Genomic DNA, 23,143 nt, shown 5'->3' with positions numbered 1-23,143 from the left:
TTTGTGGACGATTTCTAAAGTGAAATAACGCAGAAAATATTTTCTGCGTCTCCTCTGAAATGTAATCATTTCTTTTTATATGTGCATAATTTTTCGGCTGTCAAAAAGTATACATTTAATGTACCGTCGGCAACTTTTAAAGTTTGGTCCGATGTAAATGAATTACCATAATCAATGTGATATACATTAGAATTTTTTACAAATGAGCCTTTATATAAATCGTCTTTATTCTTTGTTGTTTGCATTTCTACTAAATTTTGCACAATTTTCTCTTTATTTTCTTTTTTGACAGCTGTTTCAAATTTATAATATACAGGACATTCACCTTTTTTATTGTCAACGACTTCCCAAGAACCGTATATATCGTTATTGCTGCATCCACTAAGTAGGATAATTAGTATAGGAATTGTAAGTAGAACCTTTTTCATTTTGTGCTCCTTTCTTTTAAATTTGAATAAACGTGCGAATGCGATAGGGATATTATAATAAATAAAGTTTAAATTTTTTTAAAGAATTATTTAATTTCATATAAAAATTTAGGAGAAATTAAATAAGCATGAATCTAGTGTAAAGTCAGATTCATGCTAGTACTATAGCCTATGTTATGTCTTTTTTGAGGATAAATAAAGAGGAAAGCAGAATTACTATTCCATTTAATATATATATGCTTGCGATCATAAAGGCTAACGTACCTGCGCCAAATCCTGCTTTATCGAATATAGAAGCAAATGTTGCGATAGTCAAAAAGATAATGGGAGTCAGTAGTAAAAATATGAAACCTGCCACGATTCTTTTTTTTAAACTATGTCCAGATAAGGAAATGGCTAAAAAGTTTAGGATGCTAAACAGAACAATTGCAAAGAGCAGGATAATAAATACTTCGATGCCATCAGACATTTTACCACTCCTTTTATAAAGAGTACTTTTTATAATCTATTCGAAATAAAAGGGGGATACTCCTTTAGGTAATTTCAATAAACGTAATAAATAGGCGTATTATAAAACAAAGAAGTATGGATTCAATATTAGATCCATACTTCTTTGTTTATTTTATAAATTCGCAGATTGCGAATGCTGTTTTTCATAATGTTTCTGCTTAGAAAGGGAAATAGAAATAATCAATAATGAAACGACTCCGAAGATGAGAACCATATATTGTAACCCAATTGTATCTAAGAAGAAGCCTGTGCCAAGTAAGACGATTTGGAACATAACCCTCTCAAACATATTACGGAATGAGAAGAGGCGACCGTGATAACTTTTTTCCACTTTCGTTTGGAAAATCGTCGACATAATAGGGAAGAAGCAGCCAACACTAAACCCAAATAAACCAAATGATGTAAGAGCCATCCATTTTATATCGCTAAAGAACAATGACAGATGTGCAAAAGCAGTACAAACTGCGAAGAAATATAGTAATTTTTCAGGTTTGAAATGATCAGATAGACGTTTAATTACGAAGGCACCTAACATAAATGCGACACCTTCAATTGTATATATGAACCCTTTAATCGTAGGATCATGTTGCATTTCGCTAATGTTAATAACCATTAAATTAAACCCAGCTATAAATAATAGAGGGATGATACTTAATATAAGTGCTGTAAAAGCAATAGGAATTCCTTTTAAAATACGAAATACTTCCATAAAGCTATTATCTTTTGCAGCTTGTTTACTTGGTGTTGTTGATTTCTTGTCTTCGAATTGTAGGAAGAAAGTCGAGAGGAATAATAAGGCGTATGCTGCCATTGAGAAGGCATACATGTACTGTAAACTCATCACAACTAAAAGAATTCCACCTAGTGAAGTACCTGCAATACGAGCAATTGTACCAACATTCATATGTACACCGTTCATTTGTAATAACTCATGCTCACGTACGATGAGTGGAATTACAGATTGTAATGCAGGGAAATAAAATGCTGCTGAAATTTGAAGAGCAACCATAAATGCAATCATAAATGCGATACTTTCAAATTGAATAGCAAAAAACATGAAAATAACACTTAAAACTCGACCAAATCCAGCGTAAAGAAGAACTTTTTTCTTTTCATACTGATCGATGACACGGCCAGCCATAGGTCCAACTAGAACACCGGCTAATAGTCCGATAAATAATATAACTGATTTCATGAAATCAGAAGGGACATATTTTTGCATAAATTCAAGGTTGCCAAGAATACCAAGCCATAATCCTAGACCTGCAATAAACTCCCCAATTAGAACAATCCAAACGTTTTTATTACGCCACATAACATAAAACCTCTCCGTCTTTTAAAATGAAAAACTCGTATATAAAACCTCCTTATTTATGTATTATTTTCATACGAACTTTTTTAGAGTCAGAGTCTATATTACGTGTTTCATAATTGGATTTCAATCTTTTTGATTTGTCAAAAATTTGATGTGTTAATTGCTGAAATAAGTGAATCAAAACGTAAAAAATTTATGATTAAAGCTAATAGAAAGTAAAGGTACATATAAAAAAGCAAGAACGTATAACTACGCCTCGCTTTTCTCAAGTACAAAATTAAATATTAGATTCACTTAGCAACATTTACGCTCTTGTCCAATAGCTAAAGCGCTAAAAGCTAGTGGGCCAACAACTTCTGCGCTTGCACCACTAGTAAGGTTTTCTACAGTTAATGAATATTCGTGTGTTCCACTGCCAACGTTTTGATCTATAGCTTGAAATGTTTGTACGTACAATTGCTTTATTTGGAGAAAATGGGACTGCAAAAGTTGTTTCATCAGTTTTACTTACAGGATGAGTAGTTTGGACAAATACTAGAATATTTTAATAAAGTCGAAAACAAGTGTTGGAAAGAAGCAATTCACATAAAAGCATCAAGAATATATCCCAACTAAATGATATTTTTCTTAATGCTTTTTGTAATTAAGCAGAATATTCTTCTTTACGTACTTCAAAAAATTCATTACGTCGTAAGTAATTATAAATTTTCTCTGAAACCTCTTCTTCTTCAGACACTAAGAAACGATGATCAAAAGCGTAGAAAGATTGACCTTTAATTAATTTTACGTAATACATATTAAACGCCTCCTGACACTAGATTATTACTTGCTTCATATTATGATGGCCTATATGTCTGCTAAAAATACTTGGAGTTTCAAAGGGGATAAGTAAAGGGATAAAAGAGCTTACAATTCTGTAAGGTTTATGTCACCTTTTTCGATAGTTTGCATTTACCAATTTCTTCTATAATGCAAATAGGTTACATAAAATAAGGGGGTAAAAAGATGGATGAAATAATTGGAGAAGTTGTAGCTGGTATTTGTGAATTTGTAGTGGAAGTAACAGCAGATGCTATAGGAAGTTTAGTTTCCGGAAATGATGAGGAAAAAGAAACATTATAATAATTTGTAAAAGAATAAAGTTAATCAAATTATAAAGGCTGATTTCTAAAGGGAATTCAGCTTTTTATTTTTTACATTATATTAACTTAATTTGAATATTCATTTGTTATCATATTTAAGAAGCCTATATAAGGAGGTGAATAAACAAATATGTCGAATTCAGGGCCTGATTTATCTGTTTCTCGTTTGATTGTGGTAAATATAGAGGAAAAAGAATATCATTTTATTGTTCGTGAACATCCGATTGTAGGGAAATTTATTTCGCTATTTGAAAATGGAAAAGAATACGGTTTAATAGATAAACAAATCGCTAATAAAGATAAATTTATTACATCGGAGCTTACTAAGTTAGATTATTTTAATATAGATGTTTTATATCTTACACCTGGGTGGATATGGATTGGTATGGATCAATTCGGTTTACATGCTCGTGAGGCTACTTATAACGAAGTAGATGTTATTATGAAGTTGAAAGAGGATTTATATTATATAGATATATACGAAGAAATAAAAATGTAGTAAATATTTAGTCAGGTTAGGGGGCAAGTTCCCGTAGCCTTTTTTTGTTTAATGGAAGAACGTGTAATCATATTATTTTGATTATAAGGGAACATGATGAGAAGTGAGATGAAAAGAGGATTTGAAAATACATGAAGAGAATTGTAATAATTATATGAGTCGTATATGTAAATAACAATAGAAAGAAGATGATAATATGAGTAAAGAAGAGCTTGTGAAAAAACAGTTTGGCAGTAATGCAGATAAATATGTAAATAGTAAAATACATGCTAAAGGACTAGATTTACAATATGTAGTTCAACAAGTTGAGTCTCGTCATAATAATCGTCTTCTTGATGTTGCTACTGGTGGCGGGCATGTGGCAAATATGTTAGCACCTATGTTTGAAGAAGTAGTTGCACTTGATTTAACAGAACAGATGTTAGAAAAAGCAAAAGTTTTTATAAAGCAGAATGGTCATGAAAATGTATCATTTGTAGCAGGAAATGCAGAGAATTTACCATTTTCAGACCATTTTTTTGATACAATTACATGCCGGATTGCAGCCCATCATTTTACGAGTCCGGCTCAATTTATTTATGAAGTAAATCGTACGTTGGAGGATAATGGATTATTCATCTTAATAGATAATGTTTCGCCAGAAAATAATGAATATGATACATTTTATAATTTTATAGAAAAAAAGCGTGACCCAAGTCATGAACGAGCTCTAAAAAAGACAGAATGGCTTACTTTATTAGAAAAAAACGGTTTGCAAATGCAGTCATGTCTGACTTTTGATAAGAAGTTTGATTTTGACTGGTGGTGTAATATGATGGATGTCCCTGTACAAAAGCGTGAAAAGTTAACAGAATGTATGATGAAAGCACCAAACGAAATGAAGGGATATTTTAATATTCAATTTAAAAATAATAAAGTAGAATCGTTCTATACTGAAATGGCTATGTTTATATGTAAAAAAAGTACAACGTTAAAAAGATAAATGTGTTGCAGTCTTTCTGAAGTACGATATACTTAGTACAGAGAAACTGAGAATTGAGGAATAGTTATAATGATTCGTGTACGCATTGAAGGTACTGAGGAAGAAATGCTTGAATTTATGGGGAAAATGCCAGACATTCCTGGATTTGAAAAGACACATATGAGAGAGCCGAGAAAAGGAAATAACCCGAAATACGATTCAAGTAAAAATGTACTTGCATATTTGTCTTATAAAAAGATTGAAGTCGCCAATAAATAGGCGGCTTTTTTAGTTTGCGCTGTTTCACCGCCTTGTCTTTTTCACATAATAATAATAGTAGATTATGCTCAAGAGGGGTGAGAATAGTTAATAAGAAAATTATCTTTTTTGGAGACTTTGGTATTGATGACGCCGTAGCGTTAATTTATGCAAATAAAACATGTAAATTAGATATTCTAGGTATTGTTGCTGAGTACGGGAATGTATCACGAGATATCGTTACGGAAAATGTTTATTTTTTAGAAAGGTATTATGCTACACAAGTGAAAATTATTGAAGGTGCGAGTAGACCGATGACAGCCGAAGAGCCTTTGTTTTTCCCTGAAATCCATGGGGATCACGGTTTAGGTCCTATTATTCCACCTGAGATGAGAATTTGTAAACGAGAAAATTTTTGTGAATTAATCAAATTAATCGAACCTTGTCCAGAAGATATTATAATTGTGGCGACAGGGAGGCTAACGACGCTTGCTACGTTATTTTTATTGTATCCAAATATAATGGATCGTATTTGTTCGTATTATATAATGGGCGGCGCTTTCCTATTTCCAGGTAATGTTACACCAGTATCTGAAGCGAATTTTTATGGTGATCCAATTGCAGCAAATATTGTTATGAAATATGCGAAAAATGCTAGTATATACCCGTTAAATGTAACACAGGGCGCGCTTATTACGCCTGAAATGGCCAATATAATAGATAAACAAGGAACTGGACAGGCGAAACTCATTAAACCAATGATTGATTTTTATTATGAGAATTTCTATAAAAAAGAATATCCGGGTATTGGTGGAAGTCCTATACACGATTTACTACCGTTTATCTCGTTTATAAATGACAGTATTTTCGAATATAAAAAATCGGCAGTGTGGATTAGTACGACAAATGATGTGACTAGGGGCCAAAGTGTAGCAGACTTTAGAAAAATAGCTGAGCCAACAAGGTTTGATGATCGGCCGATTCAAAGAATTGCTGTTGGTTTTAACTATGCAGCTTTTAAAGAAGAGTTTATGCGAACAATATTGAAGCCAGATTGTCCTTAATGTGTGTAATAACAAGTCGGATAAATTGTTAGTTCAAAAAAAGGTTTAATCTGTGTGTATTATTCTCAAAAATCTTAAAGTTGAACAACATGAATAACTTATGAAAAATGTCACATAACTAATGGTAAGCAATTGTTTCTAATTATATTTTGATTGGTGAAATGTAAAGGAGGTTATTATATGATTTGGTCTTTAATCGTCGGTGGTATATTAGGATGGCTTGCGAGCTTAATTACTGGAAAGGACGTACCTGGTGGTGTAATTGGTAATATTATTGCTGGTATTATCGGTTCTTGGGTTGGTTCGAAATTACTTGGTAGTTTTGGTCCAGTCATTGGCGGATATGCAATTATTCCAGCTTTAATCGGTGCGATCATTTTAATTTTCATCGTAAGCTTCTTATTACGAGCAATGCGAAAATGAATGTAAGGACTGTTTACATTTGTAAGCAGTCCTTTTTATATGTTATGCTAGTATTATACAATCAGGAGGTGTCAGCATTGAAAACATTTACAGTAAATTTCCATCAAGAAGATAATGCTAAAGCGACAACAGTACATAAATTAAGTGAAGAGGACTTTAACAAAGCAACAGAAAAAGGCACTCGTCATCTATTTGATTTAGATACAAACGTTGGATTCTTCGTATTCTTTGACGCAGAAGATGCAGAAGGAAACGATCAATACTTAATGTTACAATACGAAGGTGATCATGAAGAGCCAACTGCGTGCTACGGATTTGATTTAAAACTATACTATCAATTTTTAGCACTGTACTTAAACGATCTTGAGTTCCAAGGTGAAACAGATGAGGAAGAGGAAGAATACGGTCCAATTCATCATTTAGCGCATTTACTTTATCATATTGTTGAAGATGGTAAAACGGTGGAAGTGTAATATACATATTTGAAGCTGCCCTTTTTGGGCAGCTTTTTTATATGACATTGGAATGGTGTACTGTGAGCTAAATAAGTGAAACTTTAATCAGTGGGGGTTTTGTTCATCCCCACTGATTATCAGCCCTCACCAATCGGGCTTTTACGGACAACAGGGCCCCCACCTAACTTCTTTGTTTCCGCTGAATTTTGAGGTGGGGATCTTACTGCCCGGCAAATAGCGGGATAAATTAATAATAGAAATGTATTTATTACTTTCATGTTAGCATCGTAAAACACCTGTTATAATGATTGTAATTAAATTCATGGAGGCTAATTCTATGCTTGTAGATGTAAAAGCTTTTATTAAAGCTGCAGGTTTAACATGTATTTCATCATTAAGTGGAGACAATACGTTTGCTTATAATTTTGAAACTGTAAAAAACACTATCGTTATATTTTTTAAGAAGCTAAGATTTACCGTTTAATTTCATTTCAACCAGTAGGAAAAGAATAATTATTTCCTACTGTTTTTTTTTCTGTTTCAAGGAGCTGTTGTAACAGCATGTTTTAAGTATATAGATAGAGGATATTATCATTGAGAAGAGAAGGTTTAAATAAGGAGATGAATACGATGATTAACAATATAAATCCAAGTTTTTTAAATTATGGGAAAGTGACGATTTAGAATTAGAAGTCCTTAATCGATATTATACTTCGCATCCGGTTGGTTATCGAAATGAATAAAATACAATAGGGGGTAAAAGTGATGAAGGTATATTGGAAAATAGGTATGATATTCCTCACTTTTACATGCACATTTGCATTAGCAGCATGTAAAGGGACAGACGAAAGAAAGGAAACAAATCTAACCTCGGAAAATAATAAAAATGAACAAAGCAATTCTTCAGAAGAACAGAAAAATCCTGAAGCAAAACCAAGTAATGAAAAAACAACAAACCCATCACCTGAGTCAGATTCGAAAAATAGAACACTTAATCAAAAATCAATTAACCACGTTAAAGATTTGTTTGAACTCGCAAAAGAAGGAAAAGTACCTAATGTACCATTTGGAGCCCATACAGGGGATATTGAAGAAATTGAAAAAGCGTGGGGGAAAGCAAATAAAACCGAACAAGCAGGGAACGGAATGTACGCAACTTTTACAAATAAAAATGTTGTTTTCGGATTTAATAAAGGATCACAAGTTTTTGATGTACGCTCATATCATGCAGAACTAAAATCGATTACATTACAAGAAATTGAAAAAGCATTAGGAAAACCATCTTCAGTTAAAGAGAATGGTGAAGACAAAATATATGTATACAAAGTAAATAACCAGTATGAATTGAAATTTGTCATTCCAAAATCGACTGGTAAGGTAGATCATATTTCCGTATTTTCACCAGAGGATAGTATTAATAAAATGGCAGGATAAGAAATTAAGTGATTTCAAAAACACCTCACTTTCTTTAAGTGAGGTGTTTTTAGTTGTAAATAAGGAACGTCTCCTGTCATATGCGAAATACTTTTAGCATTCATCCAATAAGAAATGTTGATCTACTGAAAAAGTAGTAACCTATAAATTATGTGTAGGATGGTTCACGATTTTTTTACGTTCCAAATTTTGAACAAATAGCGCTTGAACAATACCTCCAATTAATAAGAAACTAGCACAAATATAAAACAGCATACTTCCATTTAACTTACTTAATAAAACTGCACCAATAACTGGTCCACACGTTCGAGATATATCCCAGTGTATACCGTAAATTGAAAAATATAAACCACGTTTATCATGAGGTGCAATTTCTGAAACGAATCGTAATAAATGGTTTAGAGCAATACTTTCTCCAATGACTAAAAAGAGTAAGGTGAAGAACAACGACAATATCGTCGTTGAATAACTAAAGCCAACTGCAGCTATTGTATAGCAGGCGTAAGAAATAAGGATGATTTTCGCCATAGAAAATCGTTCAGACCATTTTACGAGGAAGATTTGTAGAATGATTTCCAAAATGGCTTTGCATGTTGAAATAAATGCGAGTATGAATACGAGATTAGTAAATACATGTTCTGCAAAAATACGATAATTCGTCTCAGTTTGGGCATAAAAAAAGCTAATAGGAAGTGTAGAAACCATAAGACCGAATATGGCATAATGTTTAAAAACAAATTGTTTTGGTGAACTTGCCTCAACTGTTTGTTTCGACTTACTTATAGGTGGAACGGTTTCTGGGAGCTGGGTCCAAACAACAACGGCATATATCGTAAGGGTTACACTTTGCACGATAAATAAATATTCTGGGTGAGTATTATAAAAAATTGCACCGATTAAAGGGCCGACTACGGATCCAATTGCTCCCATCGTTTGTAGGAGAGCAAAAATCTCTGCTTGCTGCTCTTGTTTTGTTAAATCAGCAATTTGTGCACGCTGAGCTGGAATGTATAAGGAACGGCCAATACCATTAATGACATATAACAGTGCAAATATAAAAACGGATTGAGCGAAAACAAAACTACCGATTGCAACACCTTGTAGTAATAATCCGAGTAACATAATCTTTTTTCGACCATATTTATCAGTAATTCCTCCAGCAATAAGTGTAAATAAAATGTCTGAAAGTGGCTGTAAGCCGAAAATCAGCATAGTTATTATTACATTGCCGTTTAACATTTTATTGACGTAAATAATCATAATGAGAGCTAACATAGATTCAGTCGTTCGGGTTAATAATTCACCGCACAGTCTAATAAAAATAGGTTTATTGTAACGAAGTAAGAGATAATTCAATATTAATTCCTCCTTTCTATATTGAAATGATAAGATGAAAGGAGAGTTGGAAAAAGGGTAGAAAGAATAGGGAGTATTTTTCACCTTTTAGGGGGATTTTGATGTTTATTTTAGATCAATACATTGAACTATGGATTGCTTATGGAAAAGGAAAAAAAGAGGGAGAACGTTTGGAAGTAACAGTGCAAAATATATCTGAAACTTTATTTTGTACAGAGCGTAATAGTAAATTAATTATAAAAAAATTAGATGATTTAAATTGGATTAAGTGGTTTCCAGGTCGCGGTAGAGGAAATCGTTCTAAGTTAATATTTCAAAAGCACCCGATTTCTTTAATTTTAGATAGAGGAAAAGAAATAACGAAAAAAGGGGATGTGAAAAGCGGAAGCATATTTGTGGAACGCTATAGCTCGCATTTTCCATCGGTAAAGGGAGAATATCACTGCTGGGTGGATTCAATATTTGGTCATAAGGTTGAAATGACATCTGAAGGGAGAAGAGATGTACTCCGGTTGCAAGTACAAATGAATTTAGATATCACATTAGATCCTGTATACGCTACAATGCGCTCAGAATGCCATATGGTAAAACATATATTCGACACACTCGTGTATGTAGACGGTAATACAAACATTATAGAGCCAAGACTTGCATTTCACTGGGAATATAATGACGCTAAAAAAATATGGACGTTTTACTTACGAAAAGGAGTTCACTTTCATAATGGAAAACAACTTACTGCACATGATGTTATATACTCGTTGAATCGATTTATGAAGCTGGAAAATAATGCACACGCATGGATGTTACAACACGTTGAAAGTATCCGTTCAGTGGATGACTACGTTTTCGAAATTCAATTACATACAGAAAATCGAATGTTTTTACATATGCTAAGTGCAGAACAGTGTTCTATCGTGAATGAAGATGAAGCAGGAGGGCTAATTGGAACAGGGCCTTTTCAATTATATAAAAGTAATGAAAATCTGTTCATTTTAGAAGGACATCCTTTATATTTTCGTGAAAGACCTTTTTTAGATCGTGTTGAGTTGTGGAATGTAGAACAAGGTGTAAGTACATACGATGTTTTAGTAAAGGCGCAGTATAAAGATAAAGAAAAACATAATAAAGAATTGTCTCGGCTTGAGTCGAACGTGACATATATAACATGTAATCTTACGAAAGAAGGACCAATGCAAGATGCGTTATTTCGGAAAGCGTTATACAACATCATTCATGGTTATACAATCGTTCAAGAACTCGGCGGAGAACGTGGAGAAGTGGCAAAAAAACTAATATTAGCAGGTGAAAGCATTGTAGAGATTGAGGAAGATGTAGAAAGTTTAATTAAAAGGAGTACTTATCATAATGAAGTGCTACAACTCTACACATTTACAGGACGAGATCATGTTGAAGATGCACAGTGGATACAAAAAGAGTGTGCGAAATACGGGGTTCGTGTAGAAAATAATTTTCTTGATATAGAAGAGCTATTGGAAGTAAGTACGATACAAAAGGCCGATATGATGCATGATAGTGCCACAATTAGTGAACGAATAGAAGATAGTCTATTATATATGTTTCTTACAAAAAATAGTTTTATTCATGGACAAAGCAGCATGGACTTTCATGAAAAGTTGTCTCCTTATTTTAGACAAGAAGAATTAGAGAAAAGAGTTACACTGTTACGCGATATCGAGGATACTTTGTTACGTCAAATTCATATTATTCCTTTATATCGTAATAAACAAGAGGTAAGTACACATGAAAAAGTTCAAAATATAATGATTAATTCACAAGGTTGGATTGATTTTTATAATATTTGGTTTAAGTCTTGATATATAAGGGCTTTTGCACATTTTCATAAGGTGTGTAAGAGCCTTTTTTGTATATAGGAATAGGTTTGTTTTACACATTGTTACGCTACTTGTGATAAAAGTTTATTTACAACGTAACAGTGTTATGTTACATTGTTGTCAGGAAGGAGTGTTGTACAGTTGAGTACAGATTTAATTTCAAAAAAAGATTTATTAGAATTAACTGGTATTTCATACGGACAGTTATATAGGTGGAAAAGAAAAAATTTAATTCCGGAAGATTGGTTTGTACGAAAATCAACATTTACAGGTCAAGAGACATTTTTTCCGAAAGAAAAGATATTAGAGCGTATCGATAAAATCCAAACGATGAAAGAGGATTTATCACTTGATGAACTAGCGAACATGTTTTCGCCGAGTGTGAGAGAAATTCTTTTAACAAAGGAAGACATTTTATGCAAGGGGATTGCATCAGAACCAGTTTTACAATTTTTCATAGAACAAACGAATAAAACAGCAGAGTTTCAATTTGTAGACATTCTTTATGTGTACATGTTAGAAGAATTACTACAATCAGGAGAGATTAGTTTAGAAGAAGGAAAAATGGTCTTGCAAGTTTTACGTGAAAATTATGAAGCAATTAAACATAAAACTTGTGATTTAATCATTGTCCGAAAGTTAGGGATTTCTACATGTTTATTAGTTTCAAACGTGGACGATTTAATTTTTGAAAAAGGCACCAAAATCGTTTTACGCGAAGCGATTATGAAATATACCGAAGCATTAAAAACTAAATTGTTGTAGTGGAGGAGAAAGTATGCGTACAGATAATTTGATTATAAATGGTTACGGTTCATCGAATGGTGGCGAGTTTCATAAAGTGCAATTAAACGGAAAAGGAACTGTGAATGGAAATGTTGAATGTGAGCAATTTGAATGTAACGGTTACGGTGCAGTTACTGGCGATTTGAAAAGTAGCAGTGCACGAATTAGCGGATCTGGTAAAGTTGATGGCACAGTTCAAGCTGAAACGATGCGAATTGATGGAAAAGCAACAATTACGCAAAATGTAAAAGCAAACAGTTTGAAAATTGCAGGAAAAGGTACAATAGGTGGAAATGTCACTGGTGAAGAATTTAAAGTCAATGGTCAAGCTACAATTGACGGTAATTGTGAAGTGGATACTTTTTCTTCAGAAGGACAATTTACAATCGGTGGTTTATTAAGCGCAGATGAAATTAATATAAATATTCACGGTACATGTCGAGCGAAAGAAATTGGTGGTCAAACGATTAAAGTAAGACATAGATCAGGTACATTTAGTAGACTATTTAAAACAGTGTTTGGCTTGCAGTTAGAAGCTGAACTATTAGAAGGTGACAATATCGATATTGATTATGCTCACATAAGAACGGTAAGAGGAAACAATGTTACAGTAGGAGCAAACTGTGAGATTGAACTGATTGAATATACTGGTGTTCTTACTGTTGATAAAAATGCAAATGTAAAAGAAATTAAGCAGGTTTAACGGAAGGGAGAAATCAGTATGGAACATCCACATAGTCTCACAGTAAATGGTTCTGGTAATTCAGCAGGCGGAGATTATAATAAAGTGAAGATTCGCGGTGAAGGAACAATTACGAATGATATGAGTTGCAATGAGTTTAAAACGTACGGAACGAGTGATGTACGCGGTAATATAAAAGTGAAAAACTATGTCGTGTATGGAGATAACGAAGTACAAGGAAATGTAGATGCGGAATATGTAAAAGTATATGGTAATACACAAATTCATGGTGATGCTCATATTGAAAAAACAAAAGTTAGAGGTATGATAGATATTGAAGGAAAGTTTTCAGGTGATTTCGTAGATGTAAAAGGTGCTTTAAATGTAAAGGGAGATATTGAAGTAGAAGATTTATCATTAACTGGTGGTCTTGAAAGTGATGGATTACTTAATGCTGAAAATATTCAAATCTCACTTCGTTATGAAGGCAGTAAGGTAAGAGAAATTGGTGGTAAAAAAATTACCGTTCGTAAAAAAGCGAGATTTATTCCTTTTACTAGTCATGCTGGAAACCTCCAAACTTCGATTGTTGAAGGAGATGATATCTATTTAGAACATACGATTGCTGAAGTTGTAAGAGGCAACAACGTCACAATTGGTCCTGGATGTGAAATTAGTGTTGTAGAATATCATACTAGTTTTAATCAAAAAGGTAATGCAGTCGTAAAAGAACATAAACAAATATAAGTAGTATGAGGGAGAGCAAGAGATATGGTTGAGAAGAATAGTAAGCTCGGCTTTGTTGTGGCGGGCTTATTGCTAGGTATTTTAATGGCATCGATGGATAATACCATTGTCGTAACGGCGATGGGAACAATCGTTGGTGACTTAGGAGGCCTCGAAAACTTTGTATGGGTCGTTTCTGCCTATATGGTCGCAGAAATGCAGGCATGCCGATTTTCGGTAAGCTATCAGATATGTATGGTAGAAAGAGATTCTTTATTTTCGGTTTAATCGTCTTTATGATTGGTTCGGCACTTTGTGGTACTGCTGAAAATATTACACAGTTAGGTATTTATCGTGCTATTCAAGGTATTGGCGGCGGGGCATTAGTGCCGATCGCGTTTACTATCGTTTTTGATATTTTCCCACCTGAAAAACGCGGGAAAATGGGTGGTTTATTTGGAGCTGTATTTGGATTATCTAGTATTTTCGGGCCATTACTTGGCGCATATATTACCGATTACATTAGCTGGCACTGGGTATTTTATATTAACTTACCACTTGGCATTTTAGCACTTATTTTTATTACATTCTTTTATAAAGAATCACGCGTTCATAGAAAGCAAAAAATTGATTGGTTTGGCGCAATTACTTTAGTTGGTGCAGTAGTTTCTTTAATGTTTGCGCTTGAACTAGGCGGACAAAAATATGATTGGGATTCTAGCTTTATTTTAAGTTTATTTGGTGGATTCGCTATTTTAATCATCGCATTCATTTTTATTGAACGAAAAGTAGAAGAACCAATTATTTCATTTGAGATGTTTAAACAGCGCTTATTCGGAATGAGTACAATTATTGCATTATGTTACGGTGCTGCATTTATGTCAGCAACTGTATACATTCCGTTATTCATTCAAGGTGTATACGGCGGGACTGCAACAAACTCAGGATTATTACTTTTACCGATGATGTTAGGGTCAGTCGTAACAGCGCAGTTAGGCGGATTTTTAACAACTAAGCTTAGCTACCGAAACATTATGATTATTTCTGCGGTTATTATGCTAATTGGATTATTCTTATTAAGCACGTTAACACCAGAAACAAGTCGTGCATTATTAACAGTTTATATGATTATTATCGGATTTGGAGTCGGTTTCTCATTCTCTGTACTAAGTATGGCAGCTATTCACAACTTCGGTATGGAACAGCGCGGGTCTGCGACTTCAACGAGTAACTTCATTCGTTCATTAGGAATGACACTAGGCATTACAATCTTCGGAATGATCCAAAGAACAGGTTTCCAAGATCAATTAGAAGAAGTGTTTAAAGGTATGAGCGGGGGAATGAATACAAAATTAGGGGATTCAAGAGCCATTTTATCAGAATCGGCAAGATCTCAAATCCTTCCGCAAATATTAGATAAGATTATTGACGCTCTTTCTAGTTCAATTGTTCAAACATTCATGTGGGCATTGGTACCAGCTGGATTAGCATTCATATTCATTTTCTTTATGGGAAATGAGCGTATGGTAATTAAGAAAGAACAAATGAATAAAAAGAGTGAAACATCAAAAGCGTAATGAAAAAGCTCCTTTCCAATTGGAAAGGAGCTTTTTCGTATGTACGGTGTTAGATTAGCCTTCGATAATTTCGTATTCTTCGTCTGCAAGTAATAAAATTTGCGTTTTCTTGCCTTTGTTTTGAACTTCGATTACATCGTATGCGCCTAAGTCTCTTACTTTGCTTTGAGAAGCGTTAACCATAACTTCAATAGAATCAATTAAGATATCTTCTTCAATATATGATTCAGGCAATGCCATATCTTCAGTATCTAATACACACGCATATAGATTTTGTAAATTTTCAGCAGTTGGGTTTTGTTCCTCAACATCAATGATATTTTTTACTGCATCCATATTTTCTTCTTTTGCTTGGTACACTTTAATTTTAGCCATAGTTTTAATCTCCTTTATAACGTAATCGTAGAGGCTACACCTTATTATAACGTTTTTTTTATGAAAGATGAAATTGTTATATGTATTTATAGTAAAAATTATGTGTCCTTACTCAAAATTGGTGTAATTTCCATATAAATGTACGAGTAGGTAACGATAATGTTACGTTAAAGTTATATTGTCCAAGCTTTTCTTATTTGCTACTCATATATATGTAGTAGCAATTCTATATAGAGAAGGGATGGAGTGTAAGTGGGTTGTGAACCGAAACGTGATTGTGGGTGTTGCCAAAATAGTATATGTGAGTTTTTACAAAGTCTAGAACCGTATACTAAAGTTGAAAATATCATAATAGTAAGAAAGGAAATTGTTGTATCTTATTTTCTTTCATTTAATAAGAAAACAGGTATCGTATCATTCGTACAAGAAGAGGTTATATTTGTCGATTGTTCAAAGATTGATGCGATTCGAATAGGGAAAGTATGTAGTTGCAAAACAAAAGTTAAATATATTGAAGAGGACTTTAGCTTGCTAGGAAATGTGTGCCCGCAATGTTTAACAGAGGGTAGTACAATCTTTTTCGATTTTCATAATGTAGAATTAAATGTATCTTTACAAGCGAAAACAATAGATACACCTATATGTACTGAATTTACAGATGAACTTGGGAATGTAGTAAAGCAAGTTGCAATTGTAGGTAAAGCGATTGTTTCTAAGGACTTTGTTCAAGTACCTGAACTGTTAGATTTTCGATTAGTTTTATCCGATACTGCTGCGAACCCTTTAAAGTTTGGAATACTGTTCATTAATTTTCCTGATATTACATTCATTATTCTTTTCGCATCTAGTGGATACTTAAACATTTCAAATTGTTTAAAAGTAGAGAGTGGAACTGGTAATATCGAAATAGAAGAGTTGAAAAAAATTATAAGGGATGAGGTTAACACGTACAAGTCAGTTGTTAAATTGACTAAAGTATATAAAAATGGTGAAATGGAATCTTTTATTTCTAAGAAGGAGTTGTAACGCATTTTTTGATAAATCCTCATACATTATGTTGAGGGTTTATACATACACGATGTATATTCAAAAGTTTAAAAAGTGAGATACTCTTTTTTATTAGATGTTATAATAATTTTATATTTGTGAATAATTTATAATTATATAAAATTTTAGTTTAATAGGTGTTTGCTTATATAACAAGCGGTTGAGTGAAAAATTATATAAGTTGATTCTTAAAGATTTAGAATACGATTGATTTTAAAGAAGGCGGGAATGTAAATGATATATGAAGCGAATATACATACAAGAAAAAAACTAGTTTCTATGTTTGAGGATTTCAATAACGTTGTTTTACTTTCTTATTTACAAGGGCATATGGGTACTGCTTGGGTCAATGATCTTGAAAATCCAACAGTAGCACAAGTTACGGTAGGGATTTTTACATTTTACGCTGGAGACCCAAATGTGAAAGAAACAGAAGAGTTATTACGTAATATTCCAGAAAGAATTTTAGTTATCGTAAATAGTGAAGAGTGGAAACAACGCTTAGAAACATTCCATGAAAGAAAAATAGATAAGTTTTTACGCTATAAGTTCAAACGAAATCCAGAAGTTTTTAATCGTTCAAAATTACAGTCTTTTATATCAACACTTCCAAAAGAATATGAGTTAAGAAGAATAGATGAGCATATCGCAAATAGACCCACATTACATAAGATATCTGAAGATTTTACAAGTCAATTTCATTCGGTAGAAGATTATATAAAACGTGGTATAGGTTATAGCATTTTATATAACGGAGAAGTTGTATGCGGTGCATCCTCCTATAGTATTTATAATGATGGGATTGAAATTGAAGTTGCGACTGATCACAATCATAGAAGAGAGGGCTTGGCAACTGTAGTAAGTGCAGCTCTTATATTGGATTGCTTAGAAAGTGGAAAGTATCCAAATTGGGACGCAGCGAATACTACATCTGCTAAACTAGCAGAAAAGTTAGGATATGAATTTGATAAGGCATATGATACTTATTTTGTGGACAATAGATGAGTGAAGGAAGTTCATACTAAAAAATAAATGCGCCCTAGTACGTAAGTCTAGGGCGCATTTATTAGTTGGTAAATATCTTCATAACAATCTTATCACATTTTATCTTTTGAATGTTTGGAATTAAAGATATTTATGTGACTTTTTGAAAAAATAAAAGAGCAGCTAGCAAAAGCTAACTGCTCTTCTCCAAGGGAGAATGGAGAAATACAATCATGTTACCTATAGTATTAACGGAACATTGAGTTTTAATCAACCATTTATAAAAGGAGAGATAAAATATCTTTGATTAATCCTTAGCTCCGATTAGGAGTACGGATAGAAAAGCAATTGAGAATATATTTTTTTATTACATTTACAATTTGAAGAGTAGAACGTGTTTATCGTAATTCTCCAAACACCAATTATATTTTTTTAGAATAATTGGATGGACTACTTCTTTCGTAGTATCGACTTCAGTATAGCCATATTTCTTATAAAAGTTTTCTAATTCCTCAAAAGGAAGACAATATACATCTTGTATTTGTGATTTTTTCGCAGTTTCTACTAAAAATGAAACAAGCTCACCAGCTAATTGTAGCCCTCTAAATTGAGGCAGAATAAAAATCCCGCCCATTTCTAAAGTATCTTCATCTATTTGGACTAATCGGCCAACACCTGCATACTCGTTGTTATATGTAATAATTGCAACTTTATCTCTCTTTAAATCACTTCGTACAAATCCTATCGATTCATATTGATTATTAATCCATTCTAGATCATTAGATGTAGCTAGTTGAATACTCATGTGCATCCTCCTTCAGGCGACTTGTGCTATTTTCATTATATCGAATATAATATCAGGGAAAAAGTGGTTGGAATCACATGATTTTCATTAATAGTTCAAGTTTTGAAGAATAGTGCATACAATATAAAGTGTTTTCCTTTCTTCATTTAAGTTTTACGTATATAATTTAAAAGTACTATTTTTATTTTATTATTTTATATTTATAACAGAATAGAGGTTTAAAAATGAGTGTTAAAATCATTACGGATAGTGCGGCGGATTTACCAGTAGAATTGCTGCAAGCATATGATATTGATTTAATTCCACTCCGTGTATATGATGAAGCAGAAACAGAGTATTTAGATGGAGTAACATTAGAGTCAGTTACATTATTGCAAAAAATGAGAGAAGGCGCTGTTTATAGAACGTCATTGCCTTCACTTGAAACTTTCCAAGAAAAATTTGTTTCTTATGCAAAAGAAGGTAATCCTTGTATATATTTAGCTTTTTCATCTGAACTGTCTGGTACATATCAATCATCAGTTGTCATTAAAGAGGAAGTAAAAGAAACATATGCAGATTTAGATTTAGAAATTATTGATACGAAATGTGCTTCGCTTGGTCAAGGTCTTGTCGTTTTAGAAGCTGCTAAAATGGCAAAAGACGGCGCATCAAAAGAAGATATTTTAAACCGTGTCGCTTTTCTAATGAACCATATGGAGCACATCTTCACTGTAGCTGATTTACAGTACCTTGTTAGAGGTGGACGTTTAAGTAAAGTAGCTGGTTTTATCGGTGGTTTACTAAACATTAAGCCTATCTTAAACGTGGAAGAAGGAAAACTTGTACCACTTGAAAAGGTAAGAGGGAAAAAGAAAGTATTAAGCCGAATTGTTGATATTATGGAAGAGCGTGGTAAAGACCTTAAAGGTCAAACAATCGGTATAACTCATGGTGATGACATAGAAACAGCTGAAGCATTAAAATCATTAATTACGGAAAGATTCGGCTGTGAAGTATTTATCGTAAATACAATTGGTGCAGCAATCGGTGCACATACAGGACCTGGCGTTATAACGTTATTTTTCTTAAATGAAGTAGAGTAAAGGATTGATCATTTGATCAGTCCTTTTTTCTTTAATCTGTGATTACCGGTCGATATGGTATTGGTGAAGATAAAATCTTTGAAGTTTTCCTATATCAATTGCTCTCTTGTAGAGGGAGTATTTTTTATATGTGGAATGATACTTAATGGTAGAAGAAAAGAGTATAAATAAGAATGTATTTATAGGAATTTAAATATTTGAAGATATCAAAATTTTTCCATTTCATATATAATTGTGTAGGAAGAAATATCTGTAACTATTTGTAAAAATAGGAGGCGGCTATAAAAATGCATGAAATTGCTAGATGGGATTTAAATCGCTTGTATTCGAATGAGGATATTCTATTTCAAATTTTGGAGTTGAAAGAGCAATATTTTGTAACAAAAGATGTAGAGGTTCTTTCAAAGCTTATACAAGCTATTGAAAAAGCAGAATACTATTTGTACTGTAGATCAGTTGAAGAAAGTGTACCACCTGACCTTACTAAATTGACCGTGAAAGTGAAGGAACTAAAAAATGAATTACAGCAAGTAATAAAACATAATGAAGTGGGAACTTCAGATAATACTAAGTTTATAAAAAATGAACTTAGTGCGTGGGAAAATATGTACATACAATTACGGGATAGGATCGAAATAGAGCACAATAATAAACAATTATCCTTTGGACAAGCAAATACTATTGCAATGAATAGTGATAATGAAAAGGAAAGATTAGAAGTATTCGAGTTACTTACAAGTACTTTACATAAGGAAAAAGAAATCTTTGCTACTGTATTAAATCAAATAGGGAGATTGCGTAATGCAAAGAGTGATGAAATAGAAGATAGAGAGATTTTAACACAATCTTTTCATGCGAATGGCATTTCACAAACTGTATTTATGAAAAATGTAAAGAGGGTTCTTTAAGTGCTGATGAAATTGAGAAATTATCTATAATTGCACAAAAAGAAGCTTATGGAAATGCTTTAAGTGAATACCAGCCGTTTGTATGGATGAAATATATTCAATTTTATATAGCAGATGTTCCTTTTTACAATTATCCATACACATTTGGATATTTAGTAAGTTTTAGTTTATTAGAAATAGTTCAAGAAGGTAAAAGTACTTTTCATTCGAAATATAAAGAGTTTTTACGAGAAACAGGAAAGGCTCCAGTAGATGAGCTTATGAAAAAACATTTTGAAATAGATATAAGAAATTATGAATTTTGGAATAAAGCTTTTATTCAAATTTCTAAAGACATTGATGAATATTTGCAGTTTATGTAAGGGGAGAGTATAGTGGATCAGCAGTTTATAAAAGGTATACCTTTTTCAACTTTAGAATATGCAAAAGCTATAAGTTTATTAAAAGGTTGGCTACATGAACAACAAGAGAAACCAAGGTTTGTAGTAACTGCCAATCCTGAAATTGTTATGTCTGCAAAGGAAAATACGGAAAAATCAAAACAGTTTAAAAAGATGTTACTATCTGCGGATTTAACTCACGATTTAATAAAATATTGTAACGACAATGAATATCGTGTCTTTCTGTTTGGAGCTGCGCCAGAAAGTAATAAAAAGGCATTAAAAAATTAAATGAGCAGTTTCCAGGAGCACATTTTAAAGGACAGCATGGATTTGTAAATGGTGAAGAAATAGAAGAAATAAAAATGAAAATTAAGCAGTTCAAGCCACATTTACTACTCGTAGGACTAGGTTCACCAAAACAAGAAGAGTTCATCTATGAAAACATACAAACATTAAACGTCCCGCTATCTATTGGTATCGGAGGCATGATTGATATAATATCTGGTACTGTAAAAAGAGCACCAAAAATAATGAGGGATACTGGAACTGAATGGCTGTATAGGCTACTCTCACAGCCGAAAAGATTAAAGCGACAACTTGTACTTCCGAAATTTTTATTATCGGTTATGTCTGAGAGGATTAAAGGGATTAATTAATAAAGGGGACTACATACATGAACAGAATCGGCATTATCGGAGCAATGCAAATTGAAATAGATTTACTTTTAAAAAAGCTAGTAATACAAGAAGAACAGACAATTGCGGGAATGCCATTTTATATTGGAGAATTCATGGGAACAGAAGTAATTATTACACGTTCTGGTGTAGGGAAAGTAAATGCTGCTGCATGTGTGCAAACATTAATTCATAAATTTAATGTAGACTTTATCATCAATACGGGCGTTGCTGGTGGATTACATCCAGATGTAAAAGTTGGCGATTTAGTTATTTCAACGAATGTTACCCATCATGATGTAAGTAAAAATCAAATGAAAAAATTATTCCCGTTTCAAGAGGAGTTTATTGCAAGTAAGGAATTGATAGAGTTAGCACGTAAAGCATGTAACAGTAATAGTTCAAATATTCAAGCTCACGAAGGAAGAATTGTAAGTGGTGAATGTTTTGTTGAAGACTCAAAGTTAAAGGCAAAATTAATAGATGAATATGCACCTCATTGTACAGAAATGGAAGGGGCAGCAATTGGACATGTCGCCTACATAAATGATATACCGTTTCTTGTTATACGATGTATTTCTGACAGCGCAGATGATGAAGCTCAAGTTTCTTATGATGACTTCGCGAAAACTGCTGCGAATTATTGTTCAGAAATTATTATTGAGATGCTTAAAAATATATCTGGTAAAACTATAGTCCAAAAGGAGAGATAGGAATGTTACAAGCATTAATTTTTGATATGGATGGAACATTATTTCAAACAGATAAAATTTTAGAATTATCGTTAGATGATACTTTTGATTACTTAAGATCACTTCAATTATGGGATACGGTAACACCGATTGAAAAATACCGTGAAATTATGGGTGTGCCGCTACCGAAAGTTTGGGAAGCTTTATTACCGGACCATTCTATTGAAATAAGAGAACAAACAGATGCATATTTTTTAGATAGACTAATTGAAAACATAAAAAGCGGAAAAGGCGCTTTATATCCAAATGTAAAAGAAATATTTACATATATAAAAGAAAATAATTGTTCAATTTACATTGCTAGTAATGGTTTGAAAGAATATTTAAGAGCAATCGTAACTTATTATGCTTTAGACAAGTGGGTGACTGAAACGTTTAGTATTGAACAAATACAATCGCTAAATAAAGGTGACTTAGTTAAAAGTATTATGAACAAATATGATATAAAAGAGGCAGCGGTAGTTGGTGACCGGCTATCTGATATAAATGCAGCGAAAGACAACGGTTTACTTGCAATTGGGTGCAATTTTGATTTTGCGCAAGAAGCGGAACTTGCTCACGCTGATATAGTAATAGATGATTTAATAAAGTTAAAGCGGATACTGCCTGCTGTACAGAGATAAATAAAGTGTGTGCATTTTTTTCGAGTCCTATATGT

At 32.8% G+C, this 23,143-nt stretch carries 24 protein-coding genes and 4 pseudogenes; 20 read left to right on the top strand and 8 right to left on the bottom strand.

Features of this window, described 5'->3' with window-relative positions; genetic code table 11:
- Nucleotides 1–65 precede the first annotated feature (65 nt).
- The 5 genes and pseudogenes from BAQ53_RS13620 to BAQ53_RS13600 all read right to left on the bottom strand — a co-directional run bounded on the left by BAQ53_RS13620 (nt 66) and on the right by BAQ53_RS13600 (nt 3,049).
- Entirely contained in the window at nt 66–428 is a 363-nt protein-coding gene (locus BAQ53_RS13620; RefSeq protein ID WP_208905439.1) for a hypothetical protein, read from the bottom strand.
- Between the two features lie 169 nt (nt 429–597).
- Nucleotides 598–897, bottom strand: coding sequence for a hypothetical protein (locus BAQ53_RS13615; protein WP_208905437.1), 300 nt, complete (start codon nt 895–897; stop codon nt 598–600).
- Nucleotides 898–1,050: 153 nt separating this feature from the next.
- Nucleotides 1,051–2,253 (bottom strand): MFS transporter, encoded by a 1,203-nt coding sequence (locus tag BAQ53_RS13610; RefSeq protein WP_000269261.1) that lies wholly within the window; start codon nt 2,251–2,253, stop codon nt 1,051–1,053.
- A gap of 294 nt (nt 2,254–2,547) precedes the next feature.
- Nucleotides 2,548–2,715, bottom strand: a pseudogene (gene exsC / locus BAQ53_RS13605) (exosporium protein ExsC); the annotation flags it as partial.
- Nucleotides 2,716–2,896: 181 nt separating this feature from the next.
- Nucleotides 2,897–3,049, bottom strand: coding sequence for a YqbF domain-containing protein (locus BAQ53_RS13600; RefSeq protein WP_000291905.1), 153 nt, complete (start codon nt 3,047–3,049; stop codon nt 2,897–2,899).
- 476 nt (nt 3,050–3,525) lie between these two features.
- Between BAQ53_RS13600 and BAQ53_RS13595 the strand changes: the two genes are divergently transcribed.
- The 8 genes from BAQ53_RS13595 (at nt 3,526) to BAQ53_RS13560 (ending at nt 8,489) form a co-directional block, all read left to right on the top strand.
- Complete coding sequence (locus BAQ53_RS13595; protein WP_000071478.1) at nt 3,526–3,894, top strand: hypothetical protein; 369 nt, start codon at nt 3,526–3,528, stop codon at nt 3,892–3,894.
- A 196-nt stretch (nt 3,895–4,090) separates the two neighbouring features.
- A complete protein-coding gene (locus tag BAQ53_RS13590) occupies nt 4,091–4,876 on the top strand; it encodes a class I SAM-dependent methyltransferase (RefSeq protein WP_000031308.1) in 786 nt (261 codons plus the stop codon).
- Nucleotides 4,877–4,945: 69 nt separating this feature from the next.
- A complete protein-coding gene (locus BAQ53_RS13585) occupies nt 4,946–5,134 on the top strand; it encodes a DUF3970 family protein (protein WP_000621885.1) in 189 nt (62 codons plus the stop codon).
- 77 nt (nt 5,135–5,211) lie between these two features.
- On the top strand, nt 5,212–6,177 hold the full coding sequence (locus BAQ53_RS13580) for a nucleoside hydrolase (RefSeq protein ID WP_001223681.1): 966 nt from the start codon (nt 5,212–5,214) through the stop codon (nt 6,175–6,177).
- A 180-nt stretch (nt 6,178–6,357) separates the two neighbouring features.
- A complete protein-coding gene (locus BAQ53_RS13575) occupies nt 6,358–6,600 on the top strand; it encodes a GlsB/YeaQ/YmgE family stress response membrane protein (RefSeq protein ID WP_000638306.1) in 243 nt (80 codons plus the stop codon).
- Nucleotides 6,601–6,677: 77 nt separating this feature from the next.
- Nucleotides 6,678–7,073, top strand: a complete 396-nt coding sequence (locus BAQ53_RS13570) for a hypothetical protein (protein ID WP_000847589.1) — start codon at nt 6,678–6,680, stop codon at nt 7,071–7,073.
- Nucleotides 7,074–7,392: 319 nt separating this feature from the next.
- Entirely contained in the window at nt 7,393–7,539 is a 147-nt protein-coding gene (locus BAQ53_RS13565) for a hypothetical protein (protein WP_000959549.1), read from the top strand.
- Nucleotides 7,540–7,820: 281 nt separating this feature from the next.
- A complete protein-coding gene (locus tag BAQ53_RS13560) occupies nt 7,821–8,489 on the top strand; it encodes a YjgB family protein (protein WP_046945972.1) in 669 nt (222 codons plus the stop codon).
- A gap of 141 nt (nt 8,490–8,630) precedes the next feature.
- On the opposite strand, the gene BAQ53_RS13555 is transcribed toward BAQ53_RS13560, so the two are convergent.
- Nucleotides 8,631–9,845 carry an MDR family MFS transporter gene (locus BAQ53_RS13555; protein WP_074593341.1) on the bottom strand — a complete coding sequence of 405 codons (1,215 nt, stop codon included), beginning with the start codon at nt 9,843–9,845 and terminating at the stop codon, nt 8,631–8,633.
- 101 nt (nt 9,846–9,946) lie between these two features.
- Here BAQ53_RS13555 and BAQ53_RS13550 point away from each other — a divergent pair, with 101 nt between their 5' ends.
- The 5 genes and pseudogenes from BAQ53_RS13550 (at nt 9,947) to BAQ53_RS13530 (ending at nt 15,472) form a co-directional block, all read left to right on the top strand.
- Complete coding sequence (locus BAQ53_RS13550) at nt 9,947–11,683, top strand: ABC transporter substrate-binding protein (protein ID WP_046945971.1); 1,737 nt, start codon at nt 9,947–9,949, stop codon at nt 11,681–11,683.
- 159 nt (nt 11,684–11,842) lie between these two features.
- A complete protein-coding gene (locus BAQ53_RS13545; RefSeq protein WP_000102239.1) occupies nt 11,843–12,466 on the top strand; it encodes a YhbD family protein in 624 nt (207 codons plus the stop codon).
- A gap of 13 nt (nt 12,467–12,479) precedes the next feature.
- Nucleotides 12,480–13,190, top strand: coding sequence for a bactofilin family protein (locus BAQ53_RS13540; RefSeq protein WP_001258385.1), 711 nt, complete (start codon nt 12,480–12,482; stop codon nt 13,188–13,190).
- Nucleotides 13,191–13,208: 18 nt separating this feature from the next.
- Nucleotides 13,209–13,916: a polymer-forming cytoskeletal protein gene (locus BAQ53_RS13535; RefSeq protein ID WP_208905435.1), complete on the top strand. Its 708-nt coding sequence runs from the start codon at nt 13,209–13,211 to the stop codon at nt 13,914–13,916.
- 24 nt (nt 13,917–13,940) lie between these two features.
- A pseudogene (locus BAQ53_RS13530) lies at nt 13,941–15,472 on the top strand (MDR family MFS transporter).
- A 54-nt stretch (nt 15,473–15,526) separates the two neighbouring features.
- Here the strand turns inward: BAQ53_RS13530 and BAQ53_RS13525 are convergent.
- Nucleotides 15,527–15,847 carry a hypothetical protein gene (locus BAQ53_RS13525; RefSeq protein ID WP_001062727.1) on the bottom strand — a complete coding sequence of 107 codons (321 nt, stop codon included), beginning with the start codon at nt 15,845–15,847 and terminating at the stop codon, nt 15,527–15,529.
- 252 nt (nt 15,848–16,099) lie between these two features.
- Here BAQ53_RS13525 and BAQ53_RS13520 point away from each other — a divergent pair, with 252 nt between their 5' ends.
- Both BAQ53_RS13520 and BAQ53_RS13515 read left to right on the top strand, forming a co-directional pair.
- Nucleotides 16,100–16,873 (top strand): BC_2878 family exosporium-associated protein, encoded by a 774-nt coding sequence (locus BAQ53_RS13520; RefSeq protein ID WP_208905433.1) that lies wholly within the window; start codon nt 16,100–16,102, stop codon nt 16,871–16,873.
- Nucleotides 16,874–17,128: 255 nt separating this feature from the next.
- A complete protein-coding gene (locus BAQ53_RS13515) occupies nt 17,129–17,899 on the top strand; it encodes a GNAT family N-acetyltransferase (RefSeq protein WP_208905431.1) in 771 nt (256 codons plus the stop codon).
- Nucleotides 17,900–18,251: 352 nt separating this feature from the next.
- On the opposite strand, the gene BAQ53_RS13510 is transcribed toward BAQ53_RS13515, so the two are convergent.
- Nucleotides 18,252–18,683, bottom strand: a complete 432-nt coding sequence (locus tag BAQ53_RS13510) for a GNAT family N-acetyltransferase (protein ID WP_151522626.1) — start codon at nt 18,681–18,683, stop codon at nt 18,252–18,254.
- Between the two features lie 224 nt (nt 18,684–18,907).
- On the opposite strand from BAQ53_RS13510, the gene BAQ53_RS13505 reads away from it, so the two are divergent.
- The 5 genes and pseudogenes from BAQ53_RS13505 (at nt 18,908) to BAQ53_RS13485 (ending at nt 23,108) form a co-directional block, all read left to right on the top strand.
- Nucleotides 18,908–19,768 carry a DegV family protein gene (locus tag BAQ53_RS13505; protein WP_000111644.1) on the top strand — a complete coding sequence of 287 codons (861 nt, stop codon included), beginning with the start codon at nt 18,908–18,910 and terminating at the stop codon, nt 19,766–19,768.
- 287 nt (nt 19,769–20,055) lie between these two features.
- Nucleotides 20,056–21,038, top strand: a pseudogene (locus BAQ53_RS13500) (hypothetical protein).
- A gap of 12 nt (nt 21,039–21,050) precedes the next feature.
- Nucleotides 21,051–21,715, top strand: a pseudogene (locus BAQ53_RS13495) (WecB/TagA/CpsF family glycosyltransferase).
- Nucleotides 21,716–21,732: 17 nt separating this feature from the next.
- Nucleotides 21,733–22,446, top strand: coding sequence for a 5'-methylthioadenosine/adenosylhomocysteine nucleosidase (locus tag BAQ53_RS13490; protein ID WP_061884282.1), 714 nt, complete (start codon nt 21,733–21,735; stop codon nt 22,444–22,446).
- A 2-nt stretch (nt 22,447–22,448) separates the two neighbouring features.
- On the top strand, nt 22,449–23,108 hold the full coding sequence (locus tag BAQ53_RS13485) for an HAD family hydrolase (protein ID WP_208905429.1): 660 nt from the start codon (nt 22,449–22,451) through the stop codon (nt 23,106–23,108).
- Nucleotides 23,109–23,143: the final 35 nt, after the last annotated feature.

Source organism: Bacillus sp. B25(2016b), from assembly GCF_001679765.1.
Lineage (GTDB): Bacteria > Bacillota > Bacilli > Bacillales > Bacillaceae_G > Bacillus_A > Bacillus_A thuringiensis_K.
The sequence above is the reverse complement of the archived record's forward strand: the minus strand, read 5'-3'. Positions and strand labels throughout refer to the sequence as shown.

Excerpts from the sequence above, each read along its gene's own strand:
- BAQ53_RS13595 (WP_000071478.1), top strand. The coding sequence starts at position 3,526 with ATGTCGAATTCAGGGCCTGATTTATCTGTTTCTCGTTTGATTGTGGTA.
- BAQ53_RS13540 (WP_001258385.1), top strand. The coding sequence starts at position 12,480 with ATGCGTACAGATAATTTGATTATAAATGGTTACGGTTCATCGAATGGT.
- BAQ53_RS13515 (WP_208905431.1), top strand. The coding sequence starts at position 17,129 with ATGATATATGAAGCGAATATACATACAAGAAAAAAACTAGTTTCTATG.
- BAQ53_RS13615 (WP_208905437.1), bottom strand. The coding sequence starts at position 897 with ATGTCTGATGGCATCGAAGTATTTATTATCCTGCTCTTTGCAATTGTT.
- BAQ53_RS13535 (WP_208905435.1), top strand. The coding sequence starts at position 13,209 with ATGGAACATCCACATAGTCTCACAGTAAATGGTTCTGGTAATTCAGCA.
- BAQ53_RS13510 (WP_151522626.1), bottom strand. The coding sequence starts at position 18,683 with ATGAGTATTCAACTAGCTACATCTAATGATCTAGAATGGATTAATAAT.
- BAQ53_RS13505 (WP_000111644.1), top strand. The coding sequence starts at position 18,908 with ATGAGTGTTAAAATCATTACGGATAGTGCGGCGGATTTACCAGTAGAA.
- BAQ53_RS13550 (WP_046945971.1), top strand. The coding sequence starts at position 9,947 with ATGTTTATTTTAGATCAATACATTGAACTATGGATTGCTTATGGAAAA.
- BAQ53_RS13560 (WP_046945972.1), top strand. The coding sequence starts at position 7,821 with ATGAAGGTATATTGGAAAATAGGTATGATATTCCTCACTTTTACATGC.
- BAQ53_RS13490 (WP_061884282.1), top strand. The coding sequence starts at position 21,733 with ATGAACAGAATCGGCATTATCGGAGCAATGCAAATTGAAATAGATTTA.
- BAQ53_RS13575 (WP_000638306.1), top strand. The coding sequence starts at position 6,358 with ATGATTTGGTCTTTAATCGTCGGTGGTATATTAGGATGGCTTGCGAGC.
- BAQ53_RS13590 (WP_000031308.1), top strand. The coding sequence starts at position 4,091 with ATGAGTAAAGAAGAGCTTGTGAAAAAACAGTTTGGCAGTAATGCAGAT.
- BAQ53_RS13585 (WP_000621885.1), top strand. The coding sequence starts at position 4,946 with ATGATTCGTGTACGCATTGAAGGTACTGAGGAAGAAATGCTTGAATTT.
- BAQ53_RS13565 (WP_000959549.1), top strand. The coding sequence starts at position 7,393 with ATGCTTGTAGATGTAAAAGCTTTTATTAAAGCTGCAGGTTTAACATGT.
- BAQ53_RS13620 (WP_208905439.1), bottom strand. The coding sequence starts at position 428 with ATGAAAAAGGTTCTACTTACAATTCCTATACTAATTATCCTACTTAGT.
- BAQ53_RS13525 (WP_001062727.1), bottom strand. The coding sequence starts at position 15,847 with ATGGCTAAAATTAAAGTGTACCAAGCAAAAGAAGAAAATATGGATGCA.
- BAQ53_RS13610 (WP_000269261.1), bottom strand. The coding sequence starts at position 2,253 with ATGTGGCGTAATAAAAACGTTTGGATTGTTCTAATTGGGGAGTTTATT.
- BAQ53_RS13485 (WP_208905429.1), top strand. The coding sequence starts at position 22,449 with ATGTTACAAGCATTAATTTTTGATATGGATGGAACATTATTTCAAACA.
- BAQ53_RS13600 (WP_000291905.1), bottom strand. The coding sequence starts at position 3,049 with ATGTATTACGTAAAATTAATTAAAGGTCAATCTTTCTACGCTTTTGAT.